The organism is Clostridium sp. AN503 (genome assembly GCF_040719375.1).
Lineage (GTDB): Bacteria > Bacillota > Clostridia > Lachnospirales > Lachnospiraceae > Brotaphodocola.
On sequence record NZ_JBFDTP010000001.1, the window covers coordinates 909727 to 922081 of the forward strand.

The 12355-nt window shown below is 42.7% G+C and carries 11 protein-coding genes; 6 read left to right on the forward strand and 5 right to left on the reverse strand.

Annotated features, from left to right (window positions below; genetic code table 11):
• The first annotated feature begins 3 nt into the window (after positions 1-3).
• The 3 genes from AB1I67_RS04090 to pdxA are packed head-to-tail and all read left to right on the forward strand — an operon-like array spanning position 4 to position 3165.
• The gene (locus AB1I67_RS04090; RefSeq protein WP_367028552.1) at positions 4-975 is read left to right on the forward strand and encodes an SGNH/GDSL hydrolase family protein; all 972 of its coding nucleotides are present in this window, start codon (positions 4-6) and stop codon (positions 973-975) included.
• Positions 972-2189: a four-carbon acid sugar kinase family protein gene (locus AB1I67_RS04095; protein WP_367028553.1), complete on the forward strand. Its 1218-nt coding sequence runs from the start codon at positions 972-974 to the stop codon at positions 2187-2189. Before AB1I67_RS04090 ends, AB1I67_RS04095 begins: the two co-directional genes overlap by 4 nt.
• Positions 2190-2193: 4 nt before the next feature.
• Positions 2194-3165: a 4-hydroxythreonine-4-phosphate dehydrogenase PdxA gene (gene pdxA / locus AB1I67_RS04100; RefSeq protein ID WP_367028554.1), complete on the forward strand. Its 972-nt coding sequence runs from the start codon at positions 2194-2196 to the stop codon at positions 3163-3165.
• 110 nt (positions 3166-3275) lie between these two features.
• On the opposite strand, the gene adhE is transcribed toward pdxA, so the two are convergent.
• The 5 genes from adhE to AB1I67_RS04125 all read right to left on the reverse strand — a co-directional run bounded on the left by adhE (position 3276) and on the right by AB1I67_RS04125 (position 8914).
• Positions 3276-5888 (reverse strand): bifunctional acetaldehyde-CoA/alcohol dehydrogenase, encoded by a 2613-nt coding sequence (gene adhE, locus AB1I67_RS04105; protein WP_367028555.1) that lies wholly within the window; start codon positions 5886-5888, stop codon positions 3276-3278.
• Positions 5889-6152: 264 nt separating this feature from the next.
• Positions 6153-6392 (reverse strand): helix-turn-helix transcriptional regulator, encoded by a 240-nt coding sequence (locus tag AB1I67_RS04110; RefSeq protein WP_367028556.1) that lies wholly within the window; start codon positions 6390-6392, stop codon positions 6153-6155.
• Between the two features lie 204 nt (positions 6393-6596).
• Complete coding sequence (locus AB1I67_RS04115) at positions 6597-7112, reverse strand: DUF4446 family protein (RefSeq protein ID WP_367028557.1); 516 nt, start codon at positions 7110-7112, stop codon at positions 6597-6599.
• 30 nt (positions 7113-7142) lie between these two features.
• Positions 7143-8147, reverse strand: coding sequence for a ParB/RepB/Spo0J family partition protein (locus AB1I67_RS04120; protein WP_367028558.1), 1005 nt, complete (start codon positions 8145-8147; stop codon positions 7143-7145).
• Positions 8144-8914: an AAA family ATPase gene (locus AB1I67_RS04125; protein WP_367028559.1), complete on the reverse strand. Its 771-nt coding sequence runs from the start codon at positions 8912-8914 to the stop codon at positions 8144-8146. The genes AB1I67_RS04120 and AB1I67_RS04125 overlap by 4 nt, the downstream gene beginning before the upstream one ends.
• 212 nt (positions 8915-9126) lie before the next feature.
• Between AB1I67_RS04125 and AB1I67_RS04130 the strand changes: the two genes are divergently transcribed.
• The 3 genes from AB1I67_RS04130 (at position 9127) to AB1I67_RS04140 (ending at position 11700) form a co-directional block, all read left to right on the forward strand.
• On the forward strand, positions 9127-10077 hold the full coding sequence (locus tag AB1I67_RS04130) for an alpha/beta fold hydrolase (protein ID WP_367028560.1): 951 nt from the start codon (positions 9127-9129) through the stop codon (positions 10075-10077).
• A 659-nt stretch (positions 10078-10736) separates the two neighbouring features.
• Positions 10737-11102: a VOC family protein gene (locus AB1I67_RS04135; protein ID WP_367028561.1), complete on the forward strand. Its 366-nt coding sequence runs from the start codon at positions 10737-10739 to the stop codon at positions 11100-11102.
• A 223-nt stretch (positions 11103-11325) separates the two neighbouring features.
• Complete coding sequence (locus AB1I67_RS04140; protein WP_367028562.1) at positions 11326-11700, forward strand: hypothetical protein; 375 nt, start codon at positions 11326-11328, stop codon at positions 11698-11700.
• Positions 11701-12355: the final 655 nt, after the last annotated feature.

Here is a 12355-nt window from a genome sequence, read left to right on the forward strand (position 1 = left end):
GCTATGAGCGATCTTAAGAATATATTTCATAACTGCCTTGACGTTATAGTAGAAAATGATATCTATTTCCCCGTCCGCTTTACCGATAAACTGTTCCGGTTTTATGAGTCTACCGGAGTTGCACAGTTCCCGGAGCGTGCAGTCCAGACCGCCGGAATCACTATGGAATTTTGCACATCACAGGAAGAGATCGGCTTTACCTTTTTCTTCACCTGCTTTGCAAGAGACTGGATCACCTTCGATGTTTATGAAAATGATATTTTTATGGAAACCGTACATTTTGAAGACCGCGCCTTAAAAGCCCGCTTCCGCTATAAAAAGAGAAATGCCGGACAGACCAGGATCGTTATCTACATGCCTGCTACAGCAGACACCCATTTTACAGACTTTGATCTGGGAGATTACCATCCTGTACAGGCTCCTGCAAGAAAATATCTCGCCCTGGGCTGTTCCATCACACAGGGTATGGAAGCAGTATCTCCCTCCATTACCTATACCAATATCGTAAAACGCCATTACAACGCCCAGATCTTAAACCTTGGCATCGGTGGATTTTATTATGATCCGGACTCTTTAGATGAAGAACTGCCCTATGACCCGGACATCATCACCGTAGCCTATGGTACCAATGACGCAGCCAGTAACGCCAGCGTCGGAGAGATCTCTGCAAAAACCTCCGGTTATTTGGAAAAACTGAGATCCATCTACCCCGGCAAGACTGTCCACGTCATTACCCCCGTATGGAGGAAAGAGTGGGATGACGATCCTTCCTTCTTAAAAAAAGCTTCTGAAATACAGGATATGATCGTAAAAGAAGCCTCCAGACAACAGTTTCATGTGATTGACGGGAGACCGACAATCCCCCACAGTCCTGCATTTTATAAAGACGGTTTTCTGCATCCCAATGATCTCGGATTTGCATTATATGGCCTTTACGTGATCAAAAATATGAAAGTTGACCAGGTGACATCATGAACAAGACATTTTTTATCATTGCAGACGATTTTACCGGAGCAAATGATTCCGGAGTCCAGATTGCCAAACAGGGCATTACAACTCATGTGGTACTGGATGCAAAAGGAATCCGGACAGACGGTTCTTCCTATGTCCTTGATACGGAATCCAGGAATATTGACAGCGGACTGGCAAAGGAAAAGGTGCGTACTCAATTAGAATATGCCAAAGATTTTCCTTTTGACCATATCATGAAGAAACTGGACTCCACGCTCCGGGGAAATGTGGCAGAAGAATTGAAAGCTGCGGACGAAATACTGCAGCCCGACTTAATCATTTTTGCACCTGCATTCCCGGAAATCGGACGTACTACAAAAAATGGCATCCATATGCTGAACGGCGTCCCGATCCACGAGACAGAGATCGCACGGGACCCTATCAAGCCTGTGACCAACGATTCTCTGTCAGTCATGCTGAAAACCTGCTTCTCCTCCCCTGTTTATTCCTGTGGGCTGGAAGAACTGCGTTGTGGACAGCTGTCGTCCGACAAAGCCCATATTTACTGCTTTGATATTGAAACCAGAGAAGATCTGGATATGCTGGTCTCTATGGTCCTGAAATGGGATAAAAAAGTATTATGGGCCGGAAGCGCAGGAATTGCCGGGAGTCTGTTAAAGCAGACCGTCAAACGCCATCCTGTTCTGGCTGCTGTGGGAAGTATCAGTGACGTCTCCAGAGAACAGGTCCTGGAATGTGAAAAACAAAATTACCCTGTAATATCCATAGATATTGCCTGCATATTAAATGGGTCTTCCTGGGAATCTTACGCACAAAAAACCATTGACCTGCTGCAGCAAGGTCGCGATGTGGTTATTGCCACCGCCTACGATCGTGCCGATTATGAAAATGCCATACAGGTCGGTCAAGACATCTGCCACATGACTAAGGAAGATGTAAGCCGTTTTACACAGGAAATTCTGGCTAAGATCATTCTCTTTGTGGGAACGCATACTTCCCTGGGCGGTCTGTTCCTTACCGGAGGCGACACTGCGATCGGATTGATCCATCTTTCCGGCGCATTTGGTTCTACGATCAAACAGGAGATCACAACCGGAGTCCCCCTGATGCTGATCAACGGCGGCACTTTTCATGGACTTCCGATTGTTACAAAGGCCGGTGCCTTTGGAACCAGGGATACGATCATACAATGTATACAGCGACTTAAGGAGGTTTGATATTATGGGATATTTGGGAATAACCATGGGCGACCCGGCAGGCGTCGGGGCTGAAATTGTACTGAAAGCCATGCATACCGATGCAGAGTGCAGAAAAAACGGGATCATTTTCGGAAGCAGGGCTGTGACGGAGTATTATAACCATCTGTTGGGTTACGGTTACCAGATTAAAGAGATAAAAGCCATTGAAGATTTTGATCCCAACTGCATCAATGTTGTAGATCCGGAACCTGTCTCTATGGAAAAATTCAATATCGGTCAGGTATCCTCTGTCTGCGGACATGCTGCGTTTGTCTATGTTAAAACAGCCATAGACTGGGCCATTTCCAAAAAAATTGACGCGGTAGTGACCGCTCCACTGAATAAAGAGGCCCTTCACCTTGCCGGTCATCTCTACGATGGTCATACGGAGATCTTCAATGATTTTGCAGGGACCGGACGATATGCCATGCTCTTGTGGAGTGATAAGATGAAGGTCATCCATGTAACTACACACGTTGCCATGCGGGAGGCATGCAACCGTATCAAAAAACCCCGCGTAGAGGAAGTGATCCGTCTTGCAGACGAAACCTTAAAACAGGCAGGCTATTCTTCTCCCCGGATTGCTGTCGCTGGACTGAACCCACACAGTGGTGAAAATGGGATTTTCGGCAGGGAGGAGATCGATGAGATCGAGCCAGCTGTCCGCTGCTGTGCCGCCGATGGGATCCAGGTGGAAGGCCCCATCCCGCCGGATACGGTTTTCTTAAAAATGTATCAGGGAAAATATGATATCGTGGTCGCCATGTATCACGACCAGGGGCATATCCCCTTAAAGCTTCTCGCCTTTGACGACGGAGTGAACATGACCGTGGGCTTGTCCATCATACGTACCTCTGTAGACCATGGAACGGCATTTGATATTGCCGGGAAAGGAATAGCCAATCCCACCAGTATGCTGGCTGCGATCCATGCTGCCCGCAGGTTTCAAAAATAATGCCATAGTATCTTAATCGTGCGCCATGCAAAAAGAGTGTGTGCCATGAAGCCACCAGCTTCTGTCACACACTCTTTTTGCAACACATCACATGAAAGATTTATCGATATTTATTTCCCGTAATAAGCTCTTAAATACATATCCTTGATCTCGCTCATCAGCGGATATCTCGGGTTGGCGCCGGTGCACTGGTCATCAAAGGCCTGCTCCACCATAGCATCCAGCGTATCCAGAAAATACTTTTCATCTACGCCGTACTCAGCAATTGTCTTCTTGATGCCTACGGTCGCCTTCAGCTCCTCGATCTTGTCGATCAGCTTCTTCACAGCCTCCTCATCATTCTTCGCCTGAATGCCCACGAAACGTGCACACTCTGCGTATCTTGCCATGGTGTGCGGATACTCATACTGCGGGAAGGTACCCATCTTGGTCGGAACCTCCGCAGAGTTGAACTCCACTACCAGGGAGATCAAAAGCGCGTTGGCAACACCGTGCGGGATGTGATGGAACGCACCCAGCTTGTGGGCCATGGAGTGACATACGCCCAGGAATGCATTGTTGAATGCCATACCTGCCATGCAGGAAGCGTCTGCCATCTTGCATCTTGCCTCAACATCATTGCCGTTTGCATAAGCTCTCGGCAGATAATCGAATACGCCCTTCATAGCTTTCAGCGCCAGACCATCCGTATAATCAGAAGCCATCACAGAAGCATATGCCTCAAGTGCATGAGTCAGTACGTCAACACCGGATGCGCTGGTTAAGCCCTTCGGCTGGCTCATCATATTGTCAGCATCTACGATGGACATCTTCGGCATCAGCTCATAGTCAGCCAGCGGATATTTTACGCCGGTCTCCTGATCGGTGATAACTGCGAAAGAAGTCACCTCGGAACCTGTACCGGAGGAAGTCGGGATCGCTACAAAGTAAGCTTTCTCGCCCATCTTCGGGAAGGTGTAAACACGTTTCCGGATATCCATGAAACGCATAGCCATATCCTGGAAATCTACTTCCGGATGCTCGTACATTACCCACATGATCTTACCTGCATCCATTGCAGAACCGCCGCCAAGCGCGATGATCACATCCGGCTGGAAGGCTGCCATAGCCTTAGCGCCTGCCTGTGCATTGGCCAGGGTCGGATCCGGCTGGACATCAGAGAAGCACTGGTAAACAATTCCCATCTCATTCAGCTTGTCAGTGATCGGTTTGGTATATCCATTCATATATAAGAAGGAGTCGGTTACGATAAATGCTCTCTTCTTGCCAAGCACATCCTTCAGCTCGCTGAGTGCCACCGGCATACAGCCCTTCTTGAAATAAACCTTCTCAGGTGCTCTGAACCACAGCATGTTCTCTCTCCTCTCAGCCACAGTCTTAATGTTCAGCAGATGCTTCACGCCTACGTTCTCGGATACGGAGTTGCCGCCCCAGGAACCGCAGCCCAGCGTAAGAGAAGGAGTCAGTTTAAAGTTGTAGATATCACCGATACCGCCATGAGAAGAAGGTGTATTGATCAGGATACGGCAGGTCTTCATGGCAGCTGCATGCTTCAGGATCTTCTCTTCCTCGTTCACATTCACATACAGAGACGCCGTATGGCCATATCCGCCGTCAGCAACAAGCTGCTCTGCTTTTGCCAGCGCGTCATCAAAATCCTTCGCCTTGTACATAGCCAGTACCGGAGACAGCTTCTCGTGAGCAAACTCCTCGCTGATATCTACAGACTCAACTTCACCGATCAGGATCTTGGCAGTCTCCGGAACCTCAACGCCGGACAGCTGTGCGATCTTATAAGCGCTCTGTCCAACGATCTTTGCATTCAGTGCGCCGTTGATGATGATGGTCTTTCTTACCTTATCCAGCTCTTCCCCTTTCAGGAAATAGCATCCACGGTCTGCAAATTCTTTTCTTACTGCATTGTAAACCGGCTCCACAACCGTTACAGACTGCTCAGACGCACAGATCATGCCGTTATCAAAGGTCTTGGAATGGATGATGGAGTTTACTGCCAGCTTGATATCCGCCGTGTCATCAATGATGACCGGGGTATTGCCTGCGCCTACGCCAAGTGCCGGTTTTCCGGAGGAGTATGCCGCCTTAACCATGCCAGGACCGCCTGTAGCCAGGATGATATCGGCATCCTTCATGACCGTGTTGGTCAGCTCCAGAGACGGTACATCGATCCATCCGATGATCCCTTCCGGTGCTCCTGCCTTAACAGCTGCATCCAGAACTACCTTTGCTGCTGCGATCGTGGAATTCTTCGCACGGGGATGTGGGGAAATGATGATCGCATTCCTGGTCTTTAAAGAGATCAGCGTTTTAAAGATCGCGGTGGAAGTCGGGTTGGTGGTCGGAATAACTGCCGCTACCAGTCCGATCGGTTCTGCAATCTTCCTGATCCCGTATGCCTTATCTTCCTCAACCACGCCGCAGGTCTTTGTCTCTTTATATGTATTGTAGATATATTCTGCTGCGTAGTTGTTCTTGATAACCTTATCCTCGACAACACCCATTCCAGTCTCTTCCACAGCCATCTTTGCCAGTGGAAGTCTCATCTTATTGGCAGCAGATGCAGCTTCGTAGAAAATCTTGTCTACCTGCTCCTGGGTGAACGTTGCAAAAACCTTCTGCGCTTCGCGCATCGCCCTCATCTTGGCTTCCAAAGCTTCTACATTGTCGATTACTCCCGTAACCATGGTTTCTTCTTTCTTTGCCATTACTCTCTCTCCTTCATGTGATATGGGTTTATATTATCGATATTTTTTTAACAATCTTAATGCTAACTGCATTATACTAATTTGTTAAATAATTGTCAATATAATAAGTTATAATTTTTTTGATTTTTAACAAAAAAATATCAACAAAATAAACAGAACAGGAGTTCCCTCTCAAAATCAGCCTCAAATAGAAAAAATCCAGCCGGATCATATACAAAATATATGACCCAACCGGATCTCCTCTACATCCGCTCTTCTATTTATTTACTCATCTGGATCCAGTTTATCAAATATATCTGAATCATAGAACTCGCGGATTGTTATGCCAAGTCCGTCAGCAATCTTATTAATATTTACGATACCGGGATTCTTACTTTTTCCGTTTACAATACTCTTATAAGTTGACGCCGGCATTCCTGCTTTATAAGTGACAGAATATCCACTTAAATTCTTTTGCTTACACAATTCGGCAATCCTATAGCTGGTAGCTTCACAAATCGTCATAACAACCCTCCTTTTTGGATAAGTTTAGTCGAATTTTGGTTCAATATAGGGCGATAAAGTATTCCGTAAGCTATAGATTACCAGATATTTCTATTTTTTTAAAAGTGATATAACTGGAGCATACTGTTTTTTCCAATGAAAAAGACCAGATGATTTTCATAAATAACAAAATCATCTGGTCTTTCTATTATAAATAAATTGATCTTATTGACTCTTTTCCTTATAACCCAGCGCCTGCTCCAGCGCTACCTTCTCCTCATTGCCCAGAAGCACGTCGGTCTGCCCGCGATCCACTTCTTTTAAATAGAGGTAACAGCCTTCCCGGCTGTGAACTGAGTTGATGACAAAACCTGTATTTGTATAATCCAGCAATGCAAGAGCAAAACTCAAATTGCCTCCCATTCCTTTAAATGCATTATACTTCACCACGCCTACCTTCTGGAACGCTGCACGGCTGTTTTTATTGGCAATACGGATAGAATCCTTATTGGCCCGATCCTGTGACTTCAGCTCCACAATCTCTTCCATCTGATGGATGATCATCGCCTCCATACTTTCTGCATCTTTTCCCCGCATAAAATAGTCATAACGGCGATATAATTTTCTCATCTTAATGATACATATGATGACGGCAATTAACAGTATAAAGGTCAAAACTGCCTGTGCAATGATGATATAGATTGGATCAAATCCAAGGTTATTTATGATACTTCCTTCCATCTTGTACTTCACTCCTGTCCTTTGTGTATCTTACCGGATGGATTCGATCAACTCGACGATCCGCTCCAATTCTGACTCCGAATAATATTCTATTTCGATTCTGCCCTTATTCTTGTCTTTCCTGCTGATATTTACCTTTGTTCCCATAGCTGTCTTCATGCGTTCTTCCAGATCGCGGAAAATCAGCTCCAGCGCTTCATCATTCGGTTTCTTTTTCTTCTCTTTTTTCTCTTTTCCAAGAAGCTTGACCGCTTTCTCCACTTCACGCACACTCAGCCGGTTCTGCTCAATCTTCTGGGCAAGTTCTAACTGGAGCTTTGGATCTTCCACTCCGAGCAGCGCCCTTGCGTGTCCGCTGGTAATACGGTTTTCCACCAACATCTGCCGAACTTCCGGCGTCAGATTCAAAAGACGCATACTGTTGGTGATTGTGGACCGGTTTTTAGAAACCCGCTCCGCGATCTCCTCCTGTTTCAGCTGAAACTCCTGCATCAGACGCTGATAAGCCAGCGCTTCCTCAATCGGGTTTAAATCTTCTCGCTGGACATTCTCAATCAGCGCAATCTCCATAGCCTGCTGAGGGCTGTATTCCCGGATCACAACCGGTACTTCCTTTAAGCCCGCCAGCTTTGCTGCCCTCCATCGGCGTTCGCCAGCTACAATCTCAAATCCGCTTTCCTTTTTCTGTACCAATAATGGCTGCAATACCCCATATTTCTTAATGGAGTCCGCCAACTCCTGAAGCTGTTCCTCATTAAAATCTTTCCGTGGCTGATCCCGGTTTGGTTCAATCTTGGAAAGCTTTACGGTGATCTCTTTTTGTTCCTCTGTTTTCTCAGCTTTAGCAGTTTTAACACTGCTTCCTGAGGTTTTATTTTTATTAATTGCCGTGTTTTCTTTGTCTGTGTTTTCTACTGCTGGAGCAGACTCTGACAAACTATGTTCTGCCCGGCGTTCTTTCACAACTTCTTCGACAGTTTCTTCACCAAAAAAGGCTCCCAGCCCTCTACCCAGTCCTCTTTTCGCTTTTGTCATGACACTTCTCCCCTGCTTATCACTTCCGCCGCAAGCATACGATAGCTTTCCGCTCCCGTTGAACGGCTGTCATAAAGATTGATCGGCATTCCATGGCTTGGCGCCTCTGCCAGACGTACATTTCTCGGTATAATCGTCTTGTAAATGGTTTTATTCAGGTGGCTTTTTACGTTTTCTACTACTTCCAATGAAAGATTTGTCCTGGCATCATACATCGTGAATACCACACCCTCCAACTCCAGCTTTTTATTCAGCTTTTTCTTGACCAGTTCCACAGTCTGAAGGATCTGGCTCAATCCCTCCAGCGCATAATACTCGCACTGGATCGGTACCAAAACTGTATCCGAGGCCGTCAAAGCATTGATCGTCAGCAGACTCAGGGACGGAGGACAGTCAATGATAATAAAATCATAATCCTTTTCTATCTTCACCAACTCTTTTTTTAATAGAGCTTCCTTCTCAGGCTCGTCCAAAAGTTCAATCTCCGCACCCGCCAGATTTACATCAGAAGGCAGTACATCCAGATTCTCCTGAACTTCCCTGATAATGCATTCTTCCAACTGGCATTCTCCCATGAGAAGTTCGTATACAGTTTTATCCATGTATCCTTTTTCAAAACCAAGGCCGCTGGTGGCATTTCCCTGTGGATCAAAGTCCACTGTGAGGACTTTCTGGCCGGCTTCTGCCAGGCAGGCAGACAGATTGATGGCTGTAGTTGTCTTGCCCACACCGCCTTTTTGGTTTGCAATCGCTATTATTCTTCCCATATCTTATCCTTTTATTTGAAATACTGTTACAAATTTGTTACGCATGTCGGTTTTTAGTATATCACAATTCTTTATGTTTTCCTATGTTTATTATCAAATAATCTTTTATAAATTTGATTGACGGCTATTTTTACAACAATCCTGATTTTCGTTGTATAAGATTTCATTTTGTATTATACTAATTATAGTAGAAATACTGTAAGGAGGTATCTATGAAAGCAAAGAACAAATTACTTACATTGCTTATTTTGTCAGCCGGGGCCACTGCTGCTACTGCTGCGATCAACAAGTTTATTAAAGTCACTGCCACCTCCCGAAATCTTTTATCGGAACCCCAATCCCTGTGTTACAAATGGAGATTGGGCAATATTCATTATACTAAAACCGGATCAGGGAAGCCGTTACTTTTGATACATGACTTAAATTCTGCCTCCAGCGGATATGAATGGAGTCAGCTGATTCCCTGCCTTCAGGAGGAGTATATGGTCTATACGATCGATCTGCTTGGCTGTGGACGGTCTGAAAAACTCAATATGACTTATACCAATTATTTGTATGTCCAGTTGATTTCTGATTTTATCAAATCAGAGATTGGTCACCGTGTAAATGTCATTGCAACGGGAGAAGCCGCTTCTATCCCGGTGATGGCTTGCGCGAACAATCCGGAACTGTTTGATCAGCTTATGTTTATCAATCCGCTGAGTCTCCTGGATTTCAGTCAGTTTCCTGGCAAAACAGCCCGGATGTATAAGTTCATTTTGGACATACCTGTACTTGGAACTCTGCTCTATCATATCGCAAGCAGTAAACGTACACTTACACAGGAATTTGCTGTTCAAGGTTTTTACAATCCTTATCTGGTGAAGAGCTCTATTATAGATTCCTATTATGAGTCTGCTCATTTGGGTAACTCACCAAAGTCTATTTACGCAAGTGTAAAATGTAACTACACTAAGTGTAATATTGTGAACGCGTTAAAAAAGATTGATAACAGTATCTACTTGATCGGCGGCGCTGGAATAGAAAATATTGTAAACAGGCTGGATGAGTATAAGATATACAACTCTGCTATAGAGTCTGCGCTTATCCCTAATACAAAAGGACTCCCACAACTGGAGGCCCCCTCCGCACTGCATGATCTGATTAAAACCTACTTTAACTGATTAAATGTTTCACGTGAAACATTGGACTGTTAATTGACAATTATAAGTTTTATATTACTTTTACTTTATAATTTGAAATTTATGTTGACACGTACAGCATAAGTATTATTTTATATATATGGTTTATATGAAATGAAAGTTTTATTAGATACTATTTTCTTGTAAAACATAAATCGGCACTTTTTATTCACATTTATAGATTGAGTTGTAATTTTTCATTTGACACCTGTATTTTTCAAGAAAATATAAATCATGATTTAAAATATATATGTTTCACGTGAAACATAATTTCCGACCTTTTTTTATTAATTTAGTAGGTTATATAAATAGGAAATTGATATTTTAATTTATGTAAAATGCTAATAAAACTTGATATTTTATTGTTTCACGTGAAACATAAATTATTATTGTTAATTATATTCTATACGGAAGTTGTATTTCTATTGAAAATTTTATTTACACTAATTATAGACTAAAAATACAAAACAAAAATTTTAAACTAAAATAACTACTATCACTAAATCAACATAAAATTATAATGTTTCACGTGAAACATTATAATTTTATGTTATAATAATACCAGTCGATTTAATTTGACACCACTAGCTGATATTATATATTTTTTTATAATATCCACAAAATATCAAAGGAGAACATACATGATTAAATTTAACCATTTCAACTTCAATGTACTCAATCTTGAAAAAAGCCTGAAATTCTATAAGGATACTCTGAATTTAGAACCAATACGGGAAAAGACTGCCAGTGACGGTTCTTTTAAGCTTGTATATCTTGGAGACGGTTCAAGTGACTTTTCGCTGGAACTCACCTGGCTTCGTGACCGGACAGAACCGTACAATCTCGGTGAATGTGAATTTCACCTTGCCTTTATAACGGATGAATTTGAAAAACTGCATCAGCAACACAAAGACCAGGGTGTTATTTGTTATGAAAATGAATCTATGGGAATTTACTTTATCTCTGACCCCGATGGATATTGGATTGAAATTGTACCAGTAAGATAAGACAAATAGATTTTTTTAATAAAAAATAGTAAATATTCGGCGGTAATGAAACCCTCTTTCCAGTCGGAAAAAACCATGAAATCAGCATTACCGCTGTATGCAATACAATCCCACAAAGAGTAAAATGGTGCCCAGATGAACAAACAAAATTATGAACAGCATTGTGCGCCTTAGGCGGAAAAGGCACACTCGACAAATCAGAAATTGTGAGAGACTTTACTTTATGATATACGTAGCATGTGGAAAAGAACAGGATTATTTTATTGATTTTGTAGAAAATGCTTTAGGAATATTGGCAAAAGAGGATTACGCCTCTTTTATATCTATATTTGACAGTAGTCGTTTGTCAGAACACGACCTGGTTTTGGCTCTTAGATATTTAGACATATCCTGTCCTATATTGAAAATTGATGATCCGAAATTAGTAAAAAGCAAGAAACAAAATATTTGTTTGTTTGCCTTTAATGACGGCAGTGGGTATTATATGGATTATGACTTAACAACAGATGGTGCAATAAATGATTTAACAATTCAAATCGAATTTTTGAGAAAGGCAGAGGGGTATATAGTGGTTCTTGACGATTTGCATACCCTATAATATTTCAAAAGTATAACTTCTGGTTTCTCGGACCGATTTAAAAATACCTTATTGATAAAAGACGTACTACCCGTTTTTTGTGGTGCACAAATGGTTCCCAACTTTACAAAACCATGCTGTTAGAGATTATGCCGCCCTATTCGCAGGATCTGAGGAAACGCCCATTCAATGCAGGTTTACGGGATCAGCATACGATTTACCGCCTTTTGACTGCTGATTTAGCTATACAGGCAATAAAAAATAGAATACAAAAACAGTGTTACATTGATATGCACCACTCTGAGTAGACAAGTGAAACAATAATAATTTGTTACTTAAGAGGGAGCATATTCCATGGTAAAAGGCTTTTTATGATTATGTATTCAAAAATACAGAAATTATTCATCTGCTAAACTACAGCACTATAAAACTTCTATATTTTAACACCACTAGAATAACTGTTTGGATAGCTGTTGAAAAAATAGTTAAGATAACCTCTAAAACAACACAAAAAATACTTGTACGTAGACTTCTACTCGGCATAAAAACTGCCAGCAGGTTTTATCTACTGGCAGAAAAATCTTGCTTTTTCAATTGTCTACTTAACATGAAACAGCACACATACTTGAAAAACGCTATTTTATTTATTCACAACAATTCAGGATGACAGCAATAT

Excerpts from the sequence above, each read along its gene's own strand:
- AB1I67_RS04120 (WP_367028558.1), bottom strand. The coding sequence starts at position 8,147 with ATGACAAAAGCGAAAAGAGGACTGGGTAGAGGGCTGGGAGCCTTTTTT.
- AB1I67_RS04110 (WP_367028556.1), bottom strand. The coding sequence starts at position 6,392 with ATGACGATTTGTGAAGCTACCAGCTATAGGATTGCCGAATTGTGTAAG.
- AB1I67_RS04140 (WP_367028562.1), top strand. The coding sequence starts at position 11,326 with ATGATATACGTAGCATGTGGAAAAGAACAGGATTATTTTATTGATTTT.
- AB1I67_RS04115 (WP_367028557.1), bottom strand. The coding sequence starts at position 7,112 with ATGGAAGGAAGTATCATAAATAACCTTGGATTTGATCCAATCTATATC.
- AB1I67_RS04095 (WP_367028553.1), top strand. The coding sequence starts at position 972 with ATGAACAAGACATTTTTTATCATTGCAGACGATTTTACCGGAGCAAAT.
- AB1I67_RS04090 (WP_367028552.1), top strand. The coding sequence starts at position 4 with ATGAGCGATCTTAAGAATATATTTCATAACTGCCTTGACGTTATAGTA.
- AB1I67_RS04135 (WP_367028561.1), top strand. The coding sequence starts at position 10,737 with ATGATTAAATTTAACCATTTCAACTTCAATGTACTCAATCTTGAAAAA.
- AB1I67_RS04125 (WP_367028559.1), bottom strand. The coding sequence starts at position 8,914 with ATGGGAAGAATAATAGCGATTGCAAACCAAAAAGGCGGTGTGGGCAAG.
- pdxA (WP_367028554.1), top strand. The coding sequence starts at position 2,194 with ATGGGATATTTGGGAATAACCATGGGCGACCCGGCAGGCGTCGGGGCT.
- AB1I67_RS04130 (WP_367028560.1), top strand. The coding sequence starts at position 9,127 with ATGAAAGCAAAGAACAAATTACTTACATTGCTTATTTTGTCAGCCGGG.
- adhE (WP_367028555.1), bottom strand. The coding sequence starts at position 5,888 with ATGGCAAAGAAAGAAGAAACCATGGTTACGGGAGTAATCGACAATGTA.